General features: G+C 63.0%; 23 protein-coding genes. 15 read left to right on the top strand and 8 right to left on the bottom strand.

The annotated features are described in order from the left end of the window. Positions 1 to 18: 18 nt before the first annotated feature. The 8 genes from ILFOPFJJ_RS22720 to ILFOPFJJ_RS22685 all read left to right on the top strand — a co-directional run bounded on the left by ILFOPFJJ_RS22720 (position 19) and on the right by ILFOPFJJ_RS22685 (position 6,976). Complete coding sequence (locus ILFOPFJJ_RS22720; protein WP_173512818.1) at positions 19 to 216, top strand: hypothetical protein; 198 nt, start codon at positions 19 to 21, stop codon at positions 214 to 216. A 475-nt stretch (positions 217 to 691) separates the two neighbouring features. Next, a complete protein-coding gene (locus ILFOPFJJ_RS22715) occupies positions 692 to 871 on the top strand; it encodes a hypothetical protein (RefSeq protein ID WP_173512817.1) in 180 nt (59 codons plus the stop codon). 531 nt (positions 872 to 1,402) lie between these two features. Then, entirely contained in the window at positions 1,403 to 1,705 is a 303-nt protein-coding gene (locus tag ILFOPFJJ_RS22710) for a virulence factor (protein WP_173512816.1), read from the top strand. After that, on the top strand, positions 1,698 to 2,285 hold the full coding sequence (locus tag ILFOPFJJ_RS22705) for a methylenetetrahydrofolate reductase C-terminal domain-containing protein (protein ID WP_173512815.1): 588 nt from the start codon (positions 1,698 to 1,700) through the stop codon (positions 2,283 to 2,285). The genes ILFOPFJJ_RS22710 and ILFOPFJJ_RS22705 overlap by 8 nt, the downstream gene beginning before the upstream one ends. Continuing rightward, positions 2,282 to 3,373, top strand: coding sequence for a methylenetetrahydrofolate reductase (locus tag ILFOPFJJ_RS22700; RefSeq protein ID WP_173512814.1), 1,092 nt, complete (start codon positions 2,282 to 2,284; stop codon positions 3,371 to 3,373). The genes ILFOPFJJ_RS22705 and ILFOPFJJ_RS22700 overlap by 4 nt, the downstream gene beginning before the upstream one ends. A 232-nt stretch (positions 3,374 to 3,605) precedes the next feature. Further along, on the top strand, positions 3,606 to 4,568 hold the full coding sequence (locus tag ILFOPFJJ_RS22695) for a methyltetrahydrofolate cobalamin methyltransferase (RefSeq protein ID WP_173512813.1): 963 nt from the start codon (positions 3,606 to 3,608) through the stop codon (positions 4,566 to 4,568). A 2-nt stretch (positions 4,569 to 4,570) separates the two neighbouring features. Beyond that, the gene (locus tag ILFOPFJJ_RS22690; protein ID WP_173512812.1) at positions 4,571 to 4,906 is read left to right on the top strand and encodes a hypothetical protein; all 336 of its coding nucleotides are present in this window, start codon (positions 4,571 to 4,573) and stop codon (positions 4,904 to 4,906) included. A 21-nt stretch (positions 4,907 to 4,927) separates the two neighbouring features. Next, positions 4,928 to 6,976: an ASKHA domain-containing protein gene (locus tag ILFOPFJJ_RS22685; protein WP_173512811.1), complete on the top strand. Its 2,049-nt coding sequence runs from the start codon at positions 4,928 to 4,930 to the stop codon at positions 6,974 to 6,976. Between the two features lie 59 nt (positions 6,977 to 7,035). Here ILFOPFJJ_RS22685 and ILFOPFJJ_RS22680 read toward each other — a convergent pair whose 3' ends face one another. Then, positions 7,036 to 7,515: an Lrp/AsnC family transcriptional regulator gene (locus tag ILFOPFJJ_RS22680; RefSeq protein WP_173512810.1), complete on the bottom strand. Its 480-nt coding sequence runs from the start codon at positions 7,513 to 7,515 to the stop codon at positions 7,036 to 7,038. 216 nt (positions 7,516 to 7,731) lie between these two features. Here ILFOPFJJ_RS22680 and ILFOPFJJ_RS22675 point away from each other — a divergent pair, with 216 nt between their 5' ends. Both ILFOPFJJ_RS22675 and ILFOPFJJ_RS22670 read left to right on the top strand, forming a co-directional pair. Further along, on the top strand, positions 7,732 to 8,979 hold the full coding sequence (locus tag ILFOPFJJ_RS22675) for a diaminopropionate ammonia-lyase (protein ID WP_173512809.1): 1,248 nt from the start codon (positions 7,732 to 7,734) through the stop codon (positions 8,977 to 8,979). Continuing rightward, positions 8,972 to 10,126, top strand: a complete 1,155-nt coding sequence (locus tag ILFOPFJJ_RS22670) for a M20 aminoacylase family protein (RefSeq protein WP_173512808.1) — start codon at positions 8,972 to 8,974, stop codon at positions 10,124 to 10,126. Before ILFOPFJJ_RS22675 ends, ILFOPFJJ_RS22670 begins: the two co-directional genes overlap by 8 nt. A gap of 80 nt (positions 10,127 to 10,206) precedes the next feature. Here the strand turns inward: ILFOPFJJ_RS22670 and ILFOPFJJ_RS22665 are convergent, their stop codons facing one another. Further along, the gene (locus tag ILFOPFJJ_RS22665; RefSeq protein ID WP_173512807.1) at positions 10,207 to 12,195 is read right to left on the bottom strand and encodes a BTAD domain-containing putative transcriptional regulator; all 1,989 of its coding nucleotides are present in this window, start codon (positions 12,193 to 12,195) and stop codon (positions 10,207 to 10,209) included. Between the two features lie 172 nt (positions 12,196 to 12,367). Here ILFOPFJJ_RS22665 and ILFOPFJJ_RS22660 point away from each other — a divergent pair, with 172 nt between their 5' ends. Beyond that, entirely contained in the window at positions 12,368 to 12,619 is a 252-nt protein-coding gene (locus tag ILFOPFJJ_RS22660; RefSeq protein ID WP_173512806.1) for a hypothetical protein, read from the top strand. A gap of 23 nt (positions 12,620 to 12,642) precedes the next feature. Here the strand turns inward: ILFOPFJJ_RS22660 and ILFOPFJJ_RS22655 are convergent, their stop codons facing one another. The 3 genes from ILFOPFJJ_RS22655 to ILFOPFJJ_RS22645 all read right to left on the bottom strand — a co-directional run bounded on the left by ILFOPFJJ_RS22655 (position 12,643) and on the right by ILFOPFJJ_RS22645 (position 14,478). Beyond that, complete coding sequence (locus ILFOPFJJ_RS22655; protein ID WP_173512805.1) at positions 12,643 to 13,110, bottom strand: SRPBCC family protein; 468 nt, start codon at positions 13,108 to 13,110, stop codon at positions 12,643 to 12,645. Positions 13,111 to 13,149: 39 nt separating this feature from the next. Continuing rightward, entirely contained in the window at positions 13,150 to 13,461 is a 312-nt protein-coding gene (locus ILFOPFJJ_RS22650; protein WP_173512804.1) for an ArsR/SmtB family transcription factor, read from the bottom strand. 126 nt (positions 13,462 to 13,587) lie between these two features. Beyond that, positions 13,588 to 14,478: a LysR substrate-binding domain-containing protein gene (locus ILFOPFJJ_RS22645; protein ID WP_173512803.1), complete on the bottom strand. Its 891-nt coding sequence runs from the start codon at positions 14,476 to 14,478 to the stop codon at positions 13,588 to 13,590. Between the two features lie 228 nt (positions 14,479 to 14,706). Between ILFOPFJJ_RS22645 and ILFOPFJJ_RS35175 the strand changes: the two genes are divergently transcribed. Beyond that, positions 14,707 to 15,051, top strand: a complete 345-nt coding sequence (locus ILFOPFJJ_RS35175; RefSeq protein ID WP_246299737.1) for a hypothetical protein — start codon at positions 14,707 to 14,709, stop codon at positions 15,049 to 15,051. Positions 15,052 to 15,174: 123 nt separating this feature from the next. Further along, a complete protein-coding gene (locus ILFOPFJJ_RS22635; RefSeq protein ID WP_173512802.1) occupies positions 15,175 to 15,372 on the top strand; it encodes a hypothetical protein in 198 nt (65 codons plus the stop codon). 146 nt (positions 15,373 to 15,518) lie between these two features. Here the strand turns inward: ILFOPFJJ_RS22635 and ILFOPFJJ_RS22630 are convergent, their stop codons facing one another. The 3 genes from ILFOPFJJ_RS22630 to ILFOPFJJ_RS22620 form a co-directional block, all read right to left on the bottom strand. Beyond that, a complete protein-coding gene (locus tag ILFOPFJJ_RS22630; protein WP_173512801.1) occupies positions 15,519 to 16,595 on the bottom strand; it encodes a diguanylate cyclase in 1,077 nt (358 codons plus the stop codon). 121 nt (positions 16,596 to 16,716) lie between these two features. Then, the gene (gene dmeF / locus ILFOPFJJ_RS22625; protein WP_173512800.1) at positions 16,717 to 17,667 is read right to left on the bottom strand and encodes a CDF family Co(II)/Ni(II) efflux transporter DmeF; all 951 of its coding nucleotides are present in this window, start codon (positions 17,665 to 17,667) and stop codon (positions 16,717 to 16,719) included. Then, entirely contained in the window at positions 17,664 to 17,954 is a 291-nt protein-coding gene (locus ILFOPFJJ_RS22620; protein ID WP_173512799.1) for a metal/formaldehyde-sensitive transcriptional repressor, read from the bottom strand. The genes dmeF and ILFOPFJJ_RS22620 overlap by 4 nt, the downstream gene beginning before the upstream one ends. Before the next feature lie 439 nt (positions 17,955 to 18,393). On the opposite strand from ILFOPFJJ_RS22620, the gene ILFOPFJJ_RS22615 reads away from it, so the two are divergent. Together ILFOPFJJ_RS22615 and ILFOPFJJ_RS22610 are read left to right on the top strand one after the other, a co-directional pair. Next, positions 18,394 to 19,398, top strand: coding sequence for a GlxA family transcriptional regulator (locus ILFOPFJJ_RS22615; RefSeq protein WP_173512798.1), 1,005 nt, complete (start codon positions 18,394 to 18,396; stop codon positions 19,396 to 19,398). Positions 19,399 to 19,645: 247 nt separating this feature from the next. Then, a complete protein-coding gene (locus tag ILFOPFJJ_RS22610; RefSeq protein WP_173512797.1) occupies positions 19,646 to 20,416 on the top strand; it encodes an outer membrane protein in 771 nt (256 codons plus the stop codon). The last annotated feature ends 51 nt before the right edge of the window (positions 20,417 to 20,467 follow it).

Genomic DNA, 20,467 nt, shown 5'->3' with positions numbered 1-20,467 from the left:
AAAGTGAGGAGAACGCAAATGTCACAAGAGCGCTATGAACTCGTTCTCGATCCGACCGATCATTGGACGGTATGGGACAATGTGACCGGCGTGCCTGTGGTGTTCGCCGATCAGATCCTTGGGGGTCTCACCGAAGAGGAAGCAGAGGCGGCCGTCAAGCTGCTGGTCGAACTTGACCGGAATCGCATGGCGACCGCCGTCGAGAATGCGGCGTAGTCGCAAGAACAAGCCGAGCGCGCTGACGGGAATTCCCCCGGTGTTTCCTTCATGCGGACGCGACGGACCTGCCTCTACCGAGCGCCTGCCCTGAGTACACGATGGGTAGCGCTGTCGACGGCGTGGCCTGTTTGGGTGCTGTCCTGCACGAAACCCCGAGCGGTGTTTGCGCAAGACGAAAGCGCAAGAAGCCCGAGGCACATCATTGCGATCACGACTTTGGGCATCGCCGTCTCCGGAATAGGCGCGCTATCTGCGCGCGATCCCAGGGAGATGATGCACCTCGTGGCGAAATCAACCCCATCGCAAGGACGTGGCGATCACGAAGGCGTGCCGCCTTCCCAACGCCATGTTTTTGACCAGCAAGTAGCGGAACATCAAAGAGGGATGAGGAGAGCGGTTTTTCATGCCGCGTTCCGCTCAAAGCTGCCTGGATTGCTTCGATCCGCCATAGCCTCCATGATTGGAGAAGACCATGGACCGCAAAACTCTTGTCGTCGCAATTGCGACAGCGCTTCTGGCGGTTGCGGGATGCACCACCAGTCAGACCAGTCAAAACGCCAGCACGCCTCCCCCTCCGTCCGCCAGTACCGGCTCCTCGGGTGGCGGGGGCATGGGCGGTGGCGGACAGGGAAGCGGGAGTTCGGGCTACTAGGGTGCCGTGCGTTCAAATGAACGCACAAAGGACGCCCTAGCACTTTGATTCTAGAGAATCTTATGCGCTTTCTGTGATTCCACCTGAAAGCGGGATGCTCTAGGGAACGGCGGGCGACGATCTCATTCGATGAGCGCCACGACGGCGAACACAAGGGCGGCGACGATGATCGCCAGAACCACGATCTGTAGCAAATTTGCGTCACGCATGCCGAGGGTCCTCGGGCTTTAAACGAGCGAGACAGTCCGCTGTTCCGCGCGCTCTGTTGCGAGCGACGTGTTCTTTCCATGCAAGCTGCGGCCCGCAAATCGCCGCCAAGTTTTTCCATAAGGCTTGTACTGGTAGCCGCCGGCGCGTGACCGGTCCGTGCCCCGCTGAAAGCACCGCGCGCCGGCGCATTCGCGACGAATGCGCGCCCGCCCGGATGCGCGGCTGGGGAGCGTCGTTTTTGGACATATCCGACGTCGTGGCAAGGTGAGCCACCGCGCATGGACATGCGCATTGTCGGCTCTTGAGGAGAAGAAGAATCCCATGGCAGATCGCATCATCGTCTACTGGCGCGACATTCCCGCCCAGGTCATCATCAAACAGGGTCGCAAGAGCGCCAAGCGCGAACTCTCGCTGCGCTTCACCGAGGCGATCGACATGTGCGCAATGCGCACCGGCGCCGCCGAGACCGACGACTACCTTGCCGAATGGCGCAAGGCCGACCCGGTTCCGGTCTCCGACGACCTGGAGGCGGAGGCCGACAAGGCTGCGGCGCAACTTGAAGCCGCCTATGACCGGGAACGGCTGGTCGCGCTCGTCAAGGCCGGAGGCCGGGAAAATGCCTGACCCGAAGGTCGTCACCGGCAACGCTCAGCCCGCCAAGAAGGCCGCGACTGGCGCCTATACCCCGCAGGGCGTGTCGCCGAGCCGGCGCTCGCGCCACAAATATACGGTGCGGCTCTGGGCGGTGCGCAATTCGCGCTTTCTCGAATGGTTTTATAACCGCTTCGCCGACATGTTCCTGCTGCTCCATCCGCTGTGGAACGCGATCGGCTACGGCCGCGTTGAACGGCCGGTGACCTTCGTCGAGCGTCACGTCAAGGGCTTCCTCTTCGACTGTCGCATGTGCGGCCAGTGCGCGCTGTCCTCGACCGGCATGTCCTGTCCGATGAATTGTCCGAAGCAGCTCAGGAACGGCCCCTGCGGCGGCGTGCGTGCCAACGGCAACTGCGAGGTGGAGCCGGACATGCCCTGCGTCTGGGTGCAGGCGTGGAAGGGCTCGCAGAACATGGTGAAGGGTGACGCGATCATGAATGTGCAGAAGCCGGTCAATCAGTCGCTGCGCGAAACGTCGTCGTGGTTGCGGGTGACGGCGGAAGCCGCGGCCGCTCGCGACGCGGCGAAGAAGGAAGGCCCGCAGCAATGAGCCCGGATATCAATCCTCACGATCCGGGCGCCCCGCTCGATCCCCTGCCCGGCCATTCCTCGCGCGGACGGCTGGAGCGTGTGCTGCGCCGCGGCGAATTTGCCGTGACCGCCGAACTCAACCCGCCGGACAGCGCCAATCCCGAGGACGTCTACGAGCGCGCGGCGGTCTTCGACGGCTGGGTCGACGGCATCAACGCGGTCGACGCGTCCGGCGCCAACTGCCATATGTCGTCGGTCGGGATCTGCGCGCTTCTTACGCGCATGGGCTACGCGCCGATCATGCAGATCGCCTGCCGCGACAAGAACCGCATCGCCATCCAGGGCGATGTGCTCGGCGCTTCCGCCATGGGCGTGCAGAACATCATGTGTCTGACCGGCGACGGCGTGCAGGCCGGCGACCAGCCGGGCGCAAAGCCGGTCTTCGACCTCGACTGTATGTCGCTGCTCGAGACTGTCCGCATCATGCGCGACAATTCGAAGTTCCTGTCCGGCCGCAAGCTGACGACGCCGCCGCATGTCTTTCTTGGCGCTGCGATCAACCCCTTTGCGCCGCCTTACGATTTCCGCCCATACCGGCTCGCCAAGAAGATCGAGGCCGGCGCGCAGTTCGTGCAGAGCCAGTATTGCTTCGATGTGCCGATGTTCCGCGAATACATGAAGAAGGTGCGCGATCTCGGCCTGCACGAAAAGTGCTTCATCCTCGTCGGCGTCGGGCCGATGGCCTCCGCCAAGACTGCCCGCTGGATCCGCTCGAACGTGCCCGGAATCCATATTCCCGACAGCGTGGTCGCGCGCCTCGAAGGTGCGCAGGACCAGAAGAAGGAAGGCAAGCAGCTCTGCATCGACATCATCAACGAGGTGAAGGAGATCGAGGGGGTCTCGGGCGTTCACGTCATGGCCTATCGGCAGGAAGAATATGTCGCCGAGATCGTGCATGACTCGGGCGTGTTGAAGGGCCGCCGGCCCTGGAAGCGCGAGAGCCTGCCGAGCGATGCGCTGGTTGCCGAGCGGCTCGAACACATTCGCGAGGGCATCGAGGAGAACCAGGAGCAAATGGCGGAGGCCGCGGCGCACCACCCGCACTAGAGCATCCCGTTTTCAGGTGGAATCACCGAAAGCGGATAAGATGCTCTAGATCCAAGTGCTAGAGCATCCTTTGTGCGTTCATTTGAACGCACGGCGCACTAGGACGTTGGGGCGAGAAATCGCGCTCCCCGCTCGATATAAGAGGAAAACCGGCGCATCGGCCTGTCCAGCGCCTTACAAACGAAGACGGGGCCTATTACAAAGCCCTACGCTCAGGATCAAAGGATCTTACATGACCCGCACCATCGTCGCTTCCGCCACCCGAGAGATCGTCATCGGCTTCGACCAGCCCTTCTGCGTCATCGGCGAACGCATCAACCCGACCGGCCGCAAGAAACTCGCCGCCGAGATGATCGAAGGTAACTTCGACACCGTGATCAAGGACGCGCTGGAGCAGGTCGCCGCCGGCGCGACGATGCTCGACGTCAATGCTGGCGTAACCGCCGTCAACCCGAACGAGACCGAACCGCCGCTGCTCGTCAAGACGCTGGAGATCGTCCAGGGCCTCGTCGACGTGCCGCTGTCGATCGACAGCTCCGTCACCGCCGCGATCGAAGCGGGCCTGCGCGTCGCCAAGGGCCGTCCGCTGGTGAATTCGGTCACCGGCGAAGAGGAGAAGCTGGAAGCGATCCTGCCGCTCGTCAAGAAATACGATGTCCCTGTCGTCGCGATCTCCAACGACGAGACCGGCATTTCCATGGATCCGGACGTCCGCTTCGCCGTCGCCAAGAAGATCGTCGAGCGCGCCATGGATCACGGCATCAAGCCGCACGACATCGTCGTCGATCCGCTCGTCATGCCGATCGGCGCTCTGGGCGATGCCGGCCGGCAGGTCTTCGCTCTTCTGCGCCGCCTGCGCGAGGAGCTGAAGGTCAACACCACGTGCGGCCTCTCCAACATCTCCTTCGGCCTGCCGCACCGCCACGGCATCAATGCCGGCTTCATTCCGATGGTGATCGGCGCCGGCATGACCTCGGCGATCATGAACCCCTGCCGTCCGCAGGAAATGGAAGCCGTGCGCGCCGCGAACGTCTTGAACGGCACGGACGCGAACTGCACCAACTGGATCATGACCTATCGCGACCACAAGCCGGCCGAAGGCGGCCATGCGGTCGCAGCCGCGGCGCCGGCTGGCGGTGGCGGACGGCGTGGCGGACGCGCAGCGCGGGCCGGTGCCGCTGCGCGGGCGGAATAGCCATGGCAAGGCACCATTCCCTCGCGAGCGATCTGATGGCGCTGTGGTTCCAGGCGCCCATGGTTATTGCCGCCCGCACACAAGCAATGGCAATTGCCGCTATGACGGGCTCAGCAACGGACTATGCCGAAACCAGCCGCATGGTGACGGAGAAGATGGCTGCGGTCGCGGAAAGCGTCATGGCAGCGAACGTCGCCATCGCGAAGGAGGGAATGGGGCTCGCGGCAGCCTTTGCCGCTGGGAAGGCCGTTTCCGGCGGCCACGACCGGGTGACGGCCGCGGCACTTCGTCCCTATGCCAAGCGCGTGCGGGCCAATGTCCGCAGGCTTCGGAAGTAAGTCGACTGGCGAGGCAGAAAGATGCTGAACGTGTCCCCGAAGGAAAACAAGAACGATCCGCTGGTGCTGTTCATGCCATCGGGCAAGCGCGGCCGGTTCCCGGTCGGCACGCCGATCCTTGACGCCGCGCGTTCGCTCGGGGTCTATGTCGAAAGCGTCTGCGGCGGCCGCGCGACCTGCGGGCGCTGCCAGGTTTCCGTGCAGGAAGGCAACTTCGCCAAACACAAGATCGTCTCGTCGAACGACCATATCTCGCCGATCGGCCCGAAGGAGCAGCGTTACGCCAGCGTGCGCGAGCTGCCCGACGGCCGCCGGCTCTCCTGCTCGTCGCAGATTCTCGGCGATCTCGTCATCGACGTGCCGCAAGATACCGTCATCAATGCGCAGGTGGTGCGCAAGGCCGCAACCGACCGGGTGATCGAGCGCAATGCCGCCGTCCAGCTTTGCTATGTCGAGGTGGATGAGCCGGACATGCACAAGCCGCTCGGCGATCTCGACCGGATGAAGGCCATCCTCGAAAAGGACTGGGGCTGGAAAGATCTCCTGATCGCGCCGCACCTGATCCCGCAGGTGCAGGGCATCCTGCGCAAGGGCAACTGGGCTGTGACCGCCGCGATCCACCGCGACATGGATTCCTCGCGTCCCTTCATCGTCGGCCTCTGGCCGGGCCTCAAGAATGAGGCCTACGGCATCGCCTGCGACATCGGTTCGACGACGATCGCCATGCATCTGGTGTCGCTATTGTCCGGCCGCATCGTCGCCTCCTCGGGCGCGTCGAACCCGCAGATCCGCTTCGGCGAGGATCTGATGAGCCGCGTCTCCTACGTCATGATGAATCCCGACGGCCGCGAGGCGATGACCAAAGCGGTGCGCGAGGCGGTGAACGGCCTGATCGGCAAGGTCTGCACCGAGGGCGAAATCGACCGCCACGACATCCTCGACATGGTGATCGTCGGTAACCCGATCATGCACCACCTGTTCCTCGGTATCGACCCGACGGAACTCGGCCAGGCGCCCTTCGCGCTCGCTGTTTCCGGTGCGCTGCAATACTGGGCGCACGAGATCGACATCGAAGTCAATCGCGGCGCGAGGCTCTATATGCTGCCCTGCATTGCCGGCCATGTCGGGGCGGACGCCGCCGGTGCGACACTTTCGGAAGGCCCGCACCGGCAGGACAAGATGATGCTGCTTGTCGACGTCGGCACCAATGCCGAGATCGTGCTCGGCAACCGGCAACGCGTCGTCGCCGCCTCCTCGCCGACCGGCCCGGCCTTCGAGGGTGCCGAAATCTCCTCCGGCCAGCGTGCCGCGCCCGGAGCGATCGAGCGCGTGCGCATCGACCCCGAGACGCTGGAGCCGCGCTTCCGCGTGATCGGCGTCGACAAGTGGTCGAACGAGGAGGGTTTTGCCGAGGCCGCCGCCGCGGTCGGCGTTACCGGCATCTGCGGCTCTGCGATCATCGAGGTCGTCGCGGAAATGTATCTGACCGGCATCATTTCACAGGACGGCGTCGTCGACGGCGCCATGGCCGCGAAAAGCCCGCGCATCGTGCCGAACGGCCGGACCTTCTCCTATCTTGTGCATGAGGGCGACCAACGCATCACCGTCACGCAGAACGACATCCGGGCAATCCAGCTTGCCAAGGCCGCGCTCTATGCCGGCATCAAGCTCTTGATGGAAAAGCAGGGCGTCGACCATGTCGACACGATCCGCTTCGCCGGCGCCTTCGGCTCCTTCATCGATCCGAAATACGCCATGGTGCTCGGCCTCATCCCGGACTGCGACCTTAACGAGGTGAAGGCGGTGGGCAACGCCGCCGGGACCGGTGCGCTGATGGCGCTCCTCAATCGCGGCCACCGCCGGGAGATCGAGGAAACGGTGAGGAAAATCGAGAAGATAGAGACGGCTCTTGAATCGAAATTTCAGGAACACTTCGTCAACGCCATGGCGATGCCGAACAAGGTCGATGCCTTCCCGAAACTCGCCGAAGTCGTCACGCTTCCCGAGCGCAAGGTGCTGACCGATGACGGCGAAGGCGGCGGCCGCAGGAGACGCCGCAGCAGGGACTAGGCGCAATTGCCCATCCCTGCTCATCGGGGCGATCCGGGATCACCACCCGAATTTGAGCCTTAAAGCGGCACCGTCAGCCCGACCTTCACCCGATCCATCGCAACGAAGGTGCGGAATCTTTTGACGTTGTTGTTGCCGAAGAAGAGGCGTCGCGTGAGCGCCTCGTAGTCGGCCATGGTCGCGACGACGATGACCAGAATGAAATCCGCCTCGCCTGTGACGTAGTAGCATTGCTGTACCTCCGGCGCGGCCGAAAACTCCGCCTTCGCCGCGTCGATCAGTTCGGCCGTCTCGCTGATCACCTCTACCTCGACGAAGATCGTGATCGGTTGGCCGACCCTGGCCGGATCTACGATGGCGCAATTGGCCGCGATGACACCCGCCTCCTCCATGCGCTTGATCCGCCGCTGCACCGCCGGCGCCGAGAGATTGACCGCCTCGCCAATCGTTCGCTGCGGCGTGGCATTGTCCTTCTGCAGGATCTTCAGGATCGCAAGGTCGAAGGAATCGAGGGCGATTTCGGGACGAGTCTTTGCCAAGCGTTCTTTCCACGAAACAAACTTGCATTTCAGGCGCCGGAATACAGCGCATTTTTCATGCACAGTGCAATACAAATTCGCCAATCTGCTGATTTGAGGCGGGATGCGGGCGGAGAAACCGCATCACACTTTTCGTCATCCCGCTCTTTGCGGCGCGGGATGCGGGCGGAAAACCGCATACACTTTTCCTCATCCCGCTGATGAACGAGGACGCCCATGTTTGTTCTGAATACCCATCCGGACTACAACAAGCCGCTCGAGCCGACTGATGCCGAAACGCTTGGAGAAAACGGGGCAAACACGGTCGAGCGCTTCCTGGCGCATCGCACCAATCATGCCGAGACGCCGCTGCATGCGCTGCCGGCGCTCGCCCGCGAGCTCGGCGTCGGCGCGCTCCATGTCAAGGATGAGGGCCATCGGCTGAGTCTCGGCAGCTTCAAGGCGCTCGGCGGCGCCTATGCGGTGATCCGGCTGGTTCTGGAGGAGGCGCAACGGCGCCTCGGACGCCCGGTCGATATCGCCGAGCTGCATTCGCCGGAGGTGATGGCGGTGGCGGCGACGATGACCTTCGCCTGCGCGACCGACGGCAATCACGGCCGCTCGGTGGCGCAAGGGGCCGAGCTTGTTGGCGCGAAGGCGGTGATCTTCGTTCACGGCGGCGTCAGCGAGGCGCGCGTGGCGGCGATCTCTCGTTTCCGCGCCGAGATGGTCCGTGTCGACGGTACCTACGATGATACGGTTGCGGAAGCGGCGCGGGTCGCGACCGAGCACGGCTGGACGATCGTCTCAGATACGTCCTGGGCGGGTTATGAGCGCATTCCCGGATTGGTGATGCAGGGCTATACGGCAATGGTCCGGGAGGCGCTGCGCCGGCTGCCGGAACCGCCGACGCATGTCTTCGTGCAGGCGGGTGTCGGTGGCGTCGCCGCAGCCGTCAGCGGTCATCTCGCGCTTACATTCGGCGACCGGCGGCCGACCTTCACCGTCGTCGACCCGGTGCGTGCAGCCTGCATCTTCGAAACCGCGCGTGCCGGGCATCCCGTGAAGATCGCACATGGCGAGCCGACGGTGATGGCCATGCTCGAATGCTATGACCCCTCGCTTGTCGCCTGGCGGGTGCTCAAGCATGTGGCGGACGTCTTCATGACCGTCGACGAGGATGACGCCATTGCAGCGATGAACCGGCTGGCGCGCCCGTCCGGCCACGATCCGGCAATCGTCGCCGGAGAAAGCGGCGGCGCCGGACTGGCAGGCCTCATCCGGGCGGCATCGACCCCGGCAATTCGGGCGGCCGTCGGTCTCGATGAAAACGCGCGGATCCTGCTTTTCAATACCGAAGGCGCGACAGACCCAGAGCGCTATGCCGAGCTTGTCGGCATGACGCCGGCACAAGTCTGCGCAAAAACCAATCGGGCGCGATGCGTGCACGCTGCCGTTGCATTGGCGGAGGAAACAAATGGCTGACCTGAAACTGCTCGAACGCGAAATGCGCGGATGGCGGCGCGATCTTCACGCCCATCCGGAATTCGGCTTCGAGGAGAAGCGGACCTCCGCCTTCGTCGTGGCGAAGCTCAGTGAGTTCGGCCTTGATGTCGCCGAAGGCGTCGGCGGCACCGGCGTCGTCGGTACGCTCCGCAGCGGCAACAGCCACCGAGCCATTGCGCTTCGCGCCGACATGGACGCGCTGCGCATTCCGGAACAGGGAGCGCTCGAGTATCGCTCGCAAAACCCAGGCGTCATGCATGCCTGCGGCCACGACGGCCACACGACGATGTTGCTCGGTGCCGCAAAGTTGCTCACCGAAGACGGCGGCTTCGATGGCACCGTGCGCTTCATCTTTCAGCCGGCGGAGGAATGGGGCAAGGGCGCACTCGCCATGCTCGACGACGGGCTGATGGAGCGGTTCCCGTTCGAGGAAATCTACGGGCTGCACAACATGCCGGGGCTTCCGGTCGGCCATTTCGAGACCCGTGCCGGCGCCATCATGTCGGCGGAAGACAATTTCGAAATCGTCCTCAAGGGCGTCGGCGGCCATGCGGCCCGGCCCCACGCGGCCAACGAGGTGCTGGTCGCCGCCTGCGCCCTCGTCACCAACCTGCAGACGATCGTCTCGCGCCGCTTAAGTCCCGCTGATATCGGCGTCGTCTCGGTCACGGAACTTATCACTGACGGCACCCGCAACGCCCTGCCCGGCCTTGCCCGCATCCTTGGCGATGCGCGCAGCTTCCGGCCGGAAGTGAGTGCCGAGATCGAGAAGCAGATGCGCGTGATCGCGGAAGGCACGGCGCTGACCTACAACGTCTCCGCCGAGGTGACCTATACGCGCGAATTCGTGCCCCTCCTCAACGAGGCGGCCCTCGTCGAGGAAGCCTTCGCCGCCGCAAGAACCTTGTTCGAACCGGATCATATTGCAACGGCTCGCGAGCCGATGACTGGATCCGAGGATTTCGCCCGCTTCCTCGAACACGTTCCGGGCTGCTTCGTCTTTCTAGGCAACGGCAGGGACTCCGCGCCGCTGCACAATCCTGCCTACGATTTCAACGACGCCGGGCTGATTCACGGCGCCCTCTTCCAGGCCGCCATAGTCAGGCAGCGTCTGCCGGCGGGCTGAATAATTTCGGTGCGTAACGGGTTTCCGGCCGGACCACGTAGTTTCAAGAAGTTAAATCATTTCATTGTTGCGAAAGTGATCTAATTCTCCGGCAGGCCCGCCTTCTTCATGCCTGCCGCCATCGTTTCGCGGAAACGGCTGACGTCACGCAGCGAGGGAAGCGCGACATATTTCGCGATCGTGTAGTCGGGCTGAATGGCGAGAAACCGCTCGGCCGCCCAATGGGCTGTCTTCATGTCGTCGTTCATGGCTGCCCAGGCCGCCAATTGACGATACGCCCAGGTGACGTTCGTATGGCGTGTGACCACGTCCCGGGCGATCGCGGCCGCTTCCGAAAACCGGCCGGCCAGCGCGTAGGCAGCCCCGAGCCCCATGCGCATGTTGAAGGCGAAGGGGTCGAGCGGACTCAGCCGCATCGCCCGCTCGAATCGCTCCTGCGCCTCGGTCGCCTGGTCCTGGTAGATCCCGACCCAGCCGTAACGGGTCCAGGCCCAGGCATTGTTCGGATCAAGCGCAAGTGCGCTTTCGATGAACGCGGACGCTCTTTGCTGGTCGCCGCCAAGACTAGCGGCTGCTCCACAAGCCGTCAGCGCCGTCGGATCGTCCTCGACCAGGCCAGATGCCCGATCGATGGCCGCGAACATGGTCCGCAACTCGGCGGCCTGGTCCGGCGACCAGAGATAGGTGATGTTTAGCGCGTGGCACCAGGCAAGCAGCGCATGCGCCCGACCATATTTCGGGTCGAGCTGCAGCGCTTCCTGAAGGGTCTTCATCGCCTCCGCGATTGCCGCGGCATTCTGGCCCCAGAGCTTCGGGAAGGCGCGCATCACGAGGTCGTAGGCTCTGAGATTTGCGGGCGGCTTTCGCGTCGCGGATTCGATCTCCGCGTGGCGCACCGCCGGATGGATCGCGCCGGCGACCTGGGCCGCGATCCGGTCCTGGAACTCGAACAGATCCGCGCTCGCCCCTTCGTAGCGATCCGACCACAATTGCTTGCGCGATTCCGCATCGACCAGTTGCACCGAGATGCGCAGGCGATTGCCACCGCGTCGAACCGTGCCCTCCACCACATAGGAAACGCCGAGCTCCGCTCCCACCTCGCGCACATCGATAAAGCGGCCCTTGTAGGTGAAGGCCGATTGGCGGGCGATTACGAAGAAATCGCGAACGCGCGACAGCGCCGCGGTGATCTCCTCGACGACGCCATCGACGAAATAGTCATCCTCCTCGCTGCTCAGATTGTCGAAGGGCATGACAACGACAGAAGGCTGTTCCCTTTCGGGGGGCACCGCGGCGTGGGTTTTCGCAGCCGCGACGGACGGCGCCTTCTCCTGCGTCTGCGGGCCCGTAGGCTTTTCGATCAACGCCCTCGTCGCCGCTTCCGGCTCGACACCGAGTTCCCGCTGCAGGGCTTCGCGACAGAGGAGATATTGCCGCATGGCGGCGTTCGCCTGCCCGCGATGCTGGTAGATCCGGATCATGGCGCGGTGCGCCTCCTCGGCGGCGGGTTCCGAAGCGAGCAGCCGCTCCGCCAGGCGCTCGCAGGCCAACTCGCCAGCCGTGTCGCCGCCACCCTTCAGGTCGCGGCTCAACCGATCGACGAGCTGCAGCGCCTTCTGCCGGTAGCTGCTGACATGCGGCCGAAACCATTGCTCGAGTTCTTCGGGAATTGAGATCTCCGCAAGGAGATCACCGCGATAAAGTTCGGCCGCCGCCGCTAGATTGCCGATCCCGCCCCGCTCGATCAGACGATCGAAGACCCAAATGTCGGCCTCGCCATTACCGGCGGCAAGGCTGATGGTTTCGAGATCCGTCTCGATCTCGATCGCTGCGCCATTGCCGGTCGGGAAAGCGCGACGGATATCGACGAGCGCCTGGCGCAGGCTGTTGCGCGCCTGGACCTCGCCGCGCCCCGGCCAGAAGGCATCGGCCAGCAAGGCCCTTCGCACGCCGCGCCGCCCGGAGAGAACCAGGGCGGCAAAGACGAGCGCGGTCTTGCGCGTCGTAAACTTGACCGGCTCGTCCGAAGGCGAAACGACGGTGAGATCCCCGAGCAACCGAATGCGCATGCGCTGGCTCCGTTTTCACGAAATGCGAGCCACGTTAGCATTGATTGCGTTCGATTTAACGCAGATTTAGCGCTCGTCCCCTTCGGTCTCATCCGCATTTCACTCCCGCCTGAACAGCGGTAAAACGCGGCCATGGCAAGCTCCCTCCATCAGTTCGAAGATGGAGGCCGAGATGGCTACCACAGACTATCGCTCCGGATACGCAACCCACGCCGGCGATATCGTCCACGCTCTGAAAGAGCGCCTCGCCTGTGCCGCAGCTGCCTTTGCAAAGCAGCACCGGCACGCGCAGACGCTGAGAGCGCTCGAAAGCCTTGGCCACGACCAGCTGCAGGACATCGGCTATCCGGCCAACGCGCTGGAATCGAGACCCGCCATCGAGATCAAGGCTGGCCTGATGACCAACTTGATGTCGATGCGGTGAGCTTGGCGCGGGCCTCCTGTGAGTTACGCCATCTTGGCGACATAGGACGCCAGCAACCCGCCCCAGCCGCTCTCCGAATCGAGCACGCCCCGCAGTTCCTGGGTTCTGGCGCCATAACTCTCGAGCTGGCGATGTTCGAGGACGACTGTCGTCTCGTTCTCCCCCTTCGCCTCGAACAGCACCTCCACTTCGGTGCGGAACGCGGGATCGAAGTCGAATTCGGCGTTGAGCTGCCAGGCGAAGAGGATGCGGTTTGGTCGGTCGCAAGCGATGACACGGCCCCAGTCCCGCTCTTCGCCGGCATTGCCGATCTCGTACCAGCGGCCACCGGCAATGGCCTCGACGACAACCGTCTTCTGGCCGGACTCGGTCAGGCTATGGCCCTTGATCCACCAGCTTCCCATGCCGTTGACGAAGACATCGAAGGCTTTCTCCGGCGATGCGCGGACAGTGACGGACTTGCGGACCGGTGCCGGGTCTATCGTGTGCATGATGCTTTCCTCCCGTTGCATCGATGATGTCATGCTGTGTCAGTTATCGTCCGCCGTCTCGACCACGGCCTTGAAGGCGGCAAGCTGGTCGCTCCAGAAGCGGTCGAGCCATGCGCGGAGAGGCCCTAGCCCCTCCGGATCGATCGAATAGATCCGGCGCGCGCCGGAAGGCTCGTCACGAACGAGCCGCGCTTCCTTCAACACCTTTAAATGCTGCGAAATCGCCGGCTGCGACACCGGCATTCCCCGCGCCAACTCCGCGACCGACTGCCGCCGCCCGGCGACACGCTCGAAAATCGCGCGCCGGGTCGGGTCGGCAAGAGCTGCGAACAATCTATCTTCATAAGTCATGGCTTATTATAAGTCATGACTTATTTCTGTCAATCGGCGTGCGACGACAGTCCCGGAAAGCGAAGCGCCGCGCATTCGATCGAACACGCGGCGCCAGAACGCGACTCTTCAATGAGTTGAACGGATCTACTGCATCTGCAGTTCAGCAAAGGCGGCGCGCACATGTTCGGCGACCGCCAGCACCGGCGCCGGCGCATCATCGATGACCTTGAGCCCAATGTCGTAATGGCCGAGATCCGGCAGCCCGTCGTGTTCGCCGAGCGGCACCATCTCGCCGCGGACGAGATAGCGCGGCAGCGGCGCAATGGCGAGTCCGGCGAGCACCGCGGCCCGCTGCCCGGTGGTATAGGCGCTCAGGAACGCGATGCGGAACTTGCGCCCCGCCCGGGACAGCTTCTCGACCGCATCGGCGCGCCAGACGCAGCCGTCTTCCCACATGGAAACCGGCAGAGGATCGCGCAGATGCGCATTGCCGCATTTCACGCCGGCCCAGACAAGTTTTTCCTGCATCAGGATTTCCGTGTCCTTCGGCACATCGTCGGTCAGGCTGTTGAAGATGGCGATGTCGAGCCGATGCTCGTCGACCCGCTTGCGCATGGCGTTGCTCATGCCGATCGATACGTCGACGGTGACATTCGGGTAGGAGTCGGCAAAGCGCTTCAGCACGTCCGGGAGGATCCGCTCGCCGACATCCTCCGGCGCGCCGACCCGGACGACGCCGTTCATGTCGGGCAGAAGGAACCGCGATACCGTTTCATTGTTGAGCGACAATAGCCGCCGGGCAAAGCCAAGCAGCATTTCGCCCTTCGGTGTCAGCGACACCGAGCGCGCGTCGCGCAGGAACAGCGTGCAGCCGAGCAGCTCCTCCAGCTTTTTGATCTGCATCGAGACAGCCGACGGCGTGCGGTAGACGGTCTCCGCCGCAGTCGTAAAGTTGCCGGTTTCGGCAATGGCGACAAAGGTCTTCAGCACGTCCATTTCGAGGAGCGGGAGCGCGTGGCGCAACATCATGTTCATGGCGGAATCCTCATTCAGAAAATCTGAAAGATAACATGATTTCATTTCGTTTGATTGAACATCACTGGTGGGCGATAGTCAAGCTGCAAGGAAGGTTCAGGGCAGGATCAGACAAGGGGGAAGCGAATTTTTCGCCCACGTCCCGCCCGAACTTCAGAGGAACCGATCCCGTCCATGCTTCTGGATCGACCCGATCCAGGGCAGCGCGATCCCGGAAGGAGGAAGCTCATGTCTGCGTTGACATTGGTGTTTACACCGCACGGCAATGCCTCTTACGTCAAAGGCGGCAGGCAGATGGCAGCCAAGACCAAGCAGGACGCGATCGTTCGGCTTCAGCCGGAAACTGCGGCGCTTCCCTCGAAGATCGCCGGAGACGGCGACATCGTCCTCGCCCTCCTGTCGCGCGCCCGGTCCCTTATCGACCGGATCGCTACAAGGCGGCACGCGAGCAACATTGCCAGGAACCGGGTGGAAACCCGCCGCGAACTGGCGAAACTTCCGGCACGGGTCAGGAATGACCTGTTACTCGCGGAACAACAACCGGTGACGCTATCGGATAGAGTTGTTTCATAAGGCGGCAACCGATCACCATGTTTGATGAAAAGCATCAAACATATTCGTTTGAATGATCAATGAGGTTGCACCATATGTACTTTCATGGTCGCGACCTTTTGAGAGACTCAGAAGGAACCAGAAATGTCCACGAACCAGTCATCATCGTCATCGAGCCACGGGCTGTCCGCCCTGCCCGGCCTGTTCAACCTGCGCGCGCGCGCCTGGGCCGCCTGGAAGCGGCACCGCAATGAAGTCGTCCTGGAAAGCCTGTCCTACGACACCCTGAAGGATATCGGCTTCCCGTCCGCCGACGACGAGGTCCACAAGACCGAACAATGAGCGCCGACGTTAAATGTCCTCCCGCCCGACATCGGGCAAGACTTGACCTCCTCCAAGGGCATTCCCGAAACGGAATGCCCTTTTTGTTTGAGGCCTTGCGCGGTTCGCGGCTCGTCCGGATGCTAATGGTCCCGGAAGTTCCAGCCTCAGGCGGCCAGGTTGAACTCCACCCTGTTGCGGCCGCTTTCCTTAGCCCGGTAGAGGGCGACGTCGGCCTGCTTCAGCGCCACGGCGAGATCGACGATGCCATGGTGCCAGTGTCCGCCAACGCTTGTGGTGATGCTGATCTGCCTGCCATCCACCTCGAGGCCTGCCCCCTGGACATTCTGCCGGATGCGTTCCGCCAATGACCTGGCGCTGCCGAATTCCGTGTTCGGCAGGAAAACCACGAACTCCTCGCCGCCCATCCTGGCGACTACATCGCTTTGCCGTACGGTGTCGCTCAGCAGGCGGCCGACGGACTGCAGCACGATGTCGCCGACGTCGTGGCCATTGGCGTCGTTGATATCCTTGAAATGGTCGAGGTCGACAACCAGCAGGGCCGAGCCGATGCGGTTGCGCTCCTGCGCCTGCCGTTCGTATCGCTCCTGGAAACTGCGCCTGTTCAGGAGGCCGGTCAGCGGATCGGTCTTTGCTTCATTGCTGAGCCGCGACTCACGCGCCGCGTGCCGCCGTTCCCTGTCGATGAAGCCACCGAGAATGACCGCTCCGAAGAGATTGAAGCCGACGCTGAAGGCGCCGATCTCGGACAAAAGTTTCGTTCGAAGCACCGCCGGCAGCAGCAGCGTGCCGAGCAGGCTGAGCGAAATCATCGCGCCAAGCGCGAGGAAGCTCACGAAGGTGCTGTTCAACCGCGATCGCACCGATTGCGCCCAGATGACTCCCATCAGATAGGCGATGACCATGGATGCAAGCCCGGCCGACAATCCGATTCCACCGGCATGGACGCGGGCGATGGCGGTGATGATCAGCGTGGCGGAGGCTCCGAGCGGGCCGAAGAATGCGGAAGCGCAACCGACGATGAGGTTGCGCGCATCGACCAGCACGCCGGAGCCTAGATAGATGGGTTGGAAAACCGCGATCGCCGCCGCACCGCCGAACAGCAAGCCCATCACCACTTTCCGCAGCGCACTTGACATGCGTCGACGCAGCAGCGAGCCGTAGAAGATCGCCAGCAACGCCATCAGACCCAGACTGTTGAGAAAATGCATCGTACCGTTCACACGCGTCCTCCTTCGGGCGCCTTGGGTACGCTGGATAACCTAACGGATGCTTCCGTTCCAAGTGTTACTTTCTGCCGCATCGCTCAGCCACCCGGGCCGATGCAGACAGCGGCGCGCAATTTCATGCCGCCAGGCGCTCGACTTCGACCGTCACGTGCGAGAGCTCGTGGAGATGCCGGAGCTTGTCGCGATAGAGCGATGGGCTTTGCGGATTTTTCGTCACCAGCGAAACGATGGCGCCGTGATGGCCGGGGCCGAGCTGCCAGACGTGGAGATCCGTGATGCGATCGCCGTCCCTCTCGATCGCCGCGCGGATCTCCTCCGGTAGCTCCTCGCCCGCCGGAATGTAATCCAGAAGCACGCTGCCGGCGTCGCGGATCAGGCCCGCGGACCAGCGGGCGATGACCAGCGCGCCGACAACGCCCATCAAGGGATCGAGCCACAGCCAGCCGTAAAGACTTCCCGCTGCCAGGGCGACGATCGCCAGGACCGAGGTCAGTGCATCCGCCAGCACGTGCAGATAGGCGGCGCGCAGATTGTTGTCGCGGCCATGGCCGCGCGCACCCTGCGCATGATCGTGATCGTGGTGGTGGTGATGGTGATGATGGGAATGATCATCACGCAGCAGCCAGGCGCTGACGAGATTGACGACAAGGCCGAGCACGGCGACGGAAATCGCCTGCGGGAAGCTGATCGCCACCGGGTTCATGAGACGGACGAGGCTTTCCCAGCCGATCAGCAGTGCAATCAGCGCAAGCACGATCGCGCTTGCGAAACCGGCGAGATCGCCGAGCTTGCCGGTGCCGAAGGTGAAACGGCGGTTGCGAGCGTTGCGTCGGGCAAAGAGATAGGCGAGCGCCGCAATCAGCATGGCGGCGGCATGCGTCGACATGTGCCAGCCATCGGCGACGAGCGCCATCGAGCCATAGAACGTGCCCGCCGCGATTTCCGCGACCATCATTGTCGCGGTCAGCGCAATGACGAACCAGGTGCGGCGCTCGTTGCGCTGGTGATTCTCACCGAGAAACACATGATCGTGGCCGGACGAGGCGGAAAGATGGGCCTTGTTCATTTCAGGTATCTCCTGACGACTTCGATCAATTCGTCGGCGCCCTGCTCGCGGGCGCGCTGCTCCTGCTCGCGATCGGCGCCCGTCCCCGGCGCGGCAACATGTTCGCGAATATGGTCCTCGATCAACTCGACAGTAAGGCCTTGGACCGCGCCGCGCACCGAGGCCACCAGGTTGAGGATTTCGCCGCAGGGCCGCTCGGCCTCCAGCGCGCGCTCGATCGCCTCCATCTGTCCCTTCAGGCGGCGGACGCGGGCGAGCAGTTTCGTTTGGTTCCGGATCGTGTGCATAGCATAGGGGAGTACCCTATATTTACCCCAAGAGCAAGCTCGCCGGAAACGCCGCCGAACCGGGCGACTGCGCAGGACGCCTCCGGTATTGATGAGGCTCGCGTCGCACACTGCGGGCCGCGCAAGAGAGCTTGTCAAATACCGACACGCCCGAAGCGCCCTTTCGAGAGGTCGCAATCAACAACGTTACAACCAAGAGACGCAAGTGCAAACGCAACTCAGCCAGAGCGTTTTTTGCCAGATTGCGCCATGCACCGGACGCATTGTGTCGCTATTTCACAAAATCGGCGGAAAGCGGCCGGAGACGGTCGCCATTGTCGCCATGTCGCAATGGGAAATTTCTTTGCAGTCGCGGCTTTCCATGTCAATGTCGCAAATTGACAAGCCGAGCGGCCTGTTCCACGCGACGAATATGCGCAGCGTAAGCCTGGGAGGCCTCATGAACAAACCCCTGACCAAAAAGCGTTCGCTCGTTTTCTTTCTGGTGCCGAACTTTTCCATGCTGCCCTTCTCGGCGGCGATCGAAACGCTCCGCATCGCCAACCGGATGCTCGGTTACGAGGCCTATACATGGCGCCTCGCCTCCACAGACGGTCAGAAGGTCTTTTCCTCCAGCGGCATCGCGCTCGAGGTCAACACCTCCCTTGCCGACGAGCGCAAGTTTCTCGGCGGCGAGAACCGGCCGTCGATGGTGCTCGTCTGTTCCGGCATCTATGTCGAGGATTTCCAGAACAAGTCGGTCAACGCCTGGCTGCGCGAGGTCTACAACCGCGGCGTCGCCGTCGGCAGTCTCTGTACCGGTGCCCATGTGCTGGCATCCGCAGGCCTCCTCACGGGCAAGCGCTGCGCCATCCACTGGGAAAACCTGCCCGGCTTCTCGGAAAGCTTCCCGCAGGCCGAGGTCTATGCCGATCTCTACGAGATCGACAGCAACATTTACACTTGTGCCGGCGGCACCGCCTCGCTCGACATGATGCTGAACCTGATCGATCAGGATTTCGGCGAGAGCCTCGTAAATCGCGTCTGCGAACAGGCGCTGACCGACCGCGTGCGCGGACCGCATGACCGCCAGCGCCTGCCGCTCAGGGCCCGTCTCGGCGTGCAGAACTCCAAGGTTCTGTCGATCATCGAGCTGATGGAAAGCAATCTCGCCGAACCTCTGTCGCTGCTGGAGATCGCCGAGAACGCCGATCTTTCCCGCCGCCAGATCGAGCGTCTTTTCCGCCAGGAAATGGGTCGCTCGCCGGCACGCTACTATCTTGAGATCCGGCTCGACCGTGCCCGTCATCTGCTGATCCAATCGTCGATGCCGGTGGTCGAGGTGGCCGTTGCCTGCGGCTTCGTCTCCGCCTCACATTTCTCCAAGTGTTATCGCGAGCTCTACAATCGCTCGCCCCAGCAGGAGCGCGCAGAGCGCAAGCTGACGCTGCAGATGGCGCGCTGAATCTGCCACACCACCTGCCAAATCTTTACGCGCAGCGTGGAGTCAAACACATACGGAGATCTCTTACAGGACGAAGAGATCTCCGTAATGCGTTGAATAGTGCATTATTTTCTCCGTTCGCGCGGAAGCAAAGGTCCATTAATATTATTTTTACCTCCGGCTTTTCCTGCTGCCCGACGCCCTCTATGCTCGCATAACGCGAAAGGCGTTCGCCAATCGCATCTGTTCTTGACCTCATGAGGAATGCATGTCCGGCCATAATTTGTCCGCGGGGCTTGCCGCGGGAGCGCTGTTGCTTTGCGCTTACGGAGTGCAAGCCGGCGATCTCACACATGAGGCCGCCTCAAGCAACTGGTCCGGCTGCTATGTCGGCGCCCATGCAGGTTACGCGCACGCCAAAGCAGAGGCGACCGATTCACCGTTTACCGAAGGCGCCTTCGCCGGCACGGGCACATCCTGGAACAGCCTCGGCGCACCCTATGAGGTGATCGAGAGCGACGACCACGCAGCGATCGGCGGCGTCGAGGCCGGATGCGACCGGCAAGTGGACGTCGACGGGCTGTCGCTGGTGTTCGGCGGTGCGATCGATTTCAGCCTGATGGACCTCAGCTCCGGCGGGGCATCGAAGATCGTTGGAGACACGCGAACGAGCTTCGACACCGATTGGGCCGGTACCGCGCGCCTGCGCGCCGGCATCGCCGCCGAGGACCTCCTGTTCTACGTAACCGGCGGTTTGGCGGTCGCCGATATCGACGTACGAGCCTTCGACACGCAGACCTTCCCGACGATCGGCCTCATGGATGTCTCCGGCGGAGGCGTCAAGACCGGCTGGGTGGCCGGCGCCGGGGCGGAATGGCGCCTCGCGCCGAACTGGTCGGCCTCGCTCGAATATCTCCATTACGATTTCGACAATGTCACCGCCACCGGCGCGGCAATCGATCCGGCCGGCGCTTTCCCGCGCTTCGAGAACGACCTCGATTTCGATGTCGTGCGCGTCGGGCTGAGGTGGCGACTTTAAGGCTTGACGAAGGGGAACGTCAGCCGTCGGGGGTGAACGAGGGGCGGAGGC

It is taken from the genome of Sinorhizobium psoraleae (assembly GCF_013283645.1).
GTDB lineage: Bacteria > Pseudomonadota > Alphaproteobacteria > Rhizobiales > Rhizobiaceae > Sinorhizobium > Sinorhizobium psoraleae.
The sequence above is the reverse complement of the archived record's forward strand: the minus strand, read 5'-3'. Positions and strand labels throughout refer to the sequence as shown.

Coding starts and splice junctions, on each gene's coding strand:
- ILFOPFJJ_RS22720 (WP_173512818.1), top strand. CDS start 19: ATGTCACAAGAGCGCTATGAACTCGTTCTCGATCCGACCGATCATTGG.
- ILFOPFJJ_RS22715 (WP_173512817.1), top strand. CDS start 692: ATGGACCGCAAAACTCTTGTCGTCGCAATTGCGACAGCGCTTCTGGCG.
- ILFOPFJJ_RS22710 (WP_173512816.1), top strand. CDS start 1,403: ATGGCAGATCGCATCATCGTCTACTGGCGCGACATTCCCGCCCAGGTC.
- ILFOPFJJ_RS22705 (WP_173512815.1), top strand. CDS start 1,698: ATGCCTGACCCGAAGGTCGTCACCGGCAACGCTCAGCCCGCCAAGAAG.
- ILFOPFJJ_RS22700 (WP_173512814.1), top strand. CDS start 2,282: ATGAGCCCGGATATCAATCCTCACGATCCGGGCGCCCCGCTCGATCCC.
- ILFOPFJJ_RS22695 (WP_173512813.1), top strand. CDS start 3,606: ATGACCCGCACCATCGTCGCTTCCGCCACCCGAGAGATCGTCATCGGC.
- ILFOPFJJ_RS22690 (WP_173512812.1), top strand. CDS start 4,571: ATGGCAAGGCACCATTCCCTCGCGAGCGATCTGATGGCGCTGTGGTTC.
- ILFOPFJJ_RS22685 (WP_173512811.1), top strand. CDS start 4,928: ATGCTGAACGTGTCCCCGAAGGAAAACAAGAACGATCCGCTGGTGCTG.
- ILFOPFJJ_RS22675 (WP_173512809.1), top strand. CDS start 7,732: ATGTTTGTTCTGAATACCCATCCGGACTACAACAAGCCGCTCGAGCCG.
- ILFOPFJJ_RS22670 (WP_173512808.1), top strand. CDS start 8,972: ATGGCTGACCTGAAACTGCTCGAACGCGAAATGCGCGGATGGCGGCGC.
- ILFOPFJJ_RS22665 (WP_173512807.1), bottom strand. CDS start 12,195: ATGCGCATTCGGTTGCTCGGGGATCTCACCGTCGTTTCGCCTTCGGAC.
- ILFOPFJJ_RS22660 (WP_173512806.1), top strand. CDS start 12,368: ATGGCTACCACAGACTATCGCTCCGGATACGCAACCCACGCCGGCGAT.
- ILFOPFJJ_RS22655 (WP_173512805.1), bottom strand. CDS start 13,110: ATGCACACGATAGACCCGGCACCGGTCCGCAAGTCCGTCACTGTCCGC.
- ILFOPFJJ_RS22650 (WP_173512804.1), bottom strand. CDS start 13,461: ATGACTTATGAAGATAGATTGTTCGCAGCTCTTGCCGACCCGACCCGG.
- ILFOPFJJ_RS22645 (WP_173512803.1), bottom strand. CDS start 14,478: ATGAACATGATGTTGCGCCACGCGCTCCCGCTCCTCGAAATGGACGTG.
- ILFOPFJJ_RS35175 (WP_246299737.1), top strand. CDS start 14,707: ATGTCTGCGTTGACATTGGTGTTTACACCGCACGGCAATGCCTCTTAC.
- ILFOPFJJ_RS22635 (WP_173512802.1), top strand. CDS start 15,175: ATGTCCACGAACCAGTCATCATCGTCATCGAGCCACGGGCTGTCCGCC.
- dmeF (WP_173512800.1), bottom strand. CDS start 17,667: ATGAACAAGGCCCATCTTTCCGCCTCGTCCGGCCACGATCATGTGTTT.
- ILFOPFJJ_RS22620 (WP_173512799.1), bottom strand. CDS start 17,954: ATGCACACGATCCGGAACCAAACGAAACTGCTCGCCCGCGTCCGCCGC.
- ILFOPFJJ_RS22615 (WP_173512798.1), top strand. CDS start 18,394: ATGAACAAACCCCTGACCAAAAAGCGTTCGCTCGTTTTCTTTCTGGTG.
- ILFOPFJJ_RS22610 (WP_173512797.1), top strand. CDS start 19,646: ATGTCCGGCCATAATTTGTCCGCGGGGCTTGCCGCGGGAGCGCTGTTG.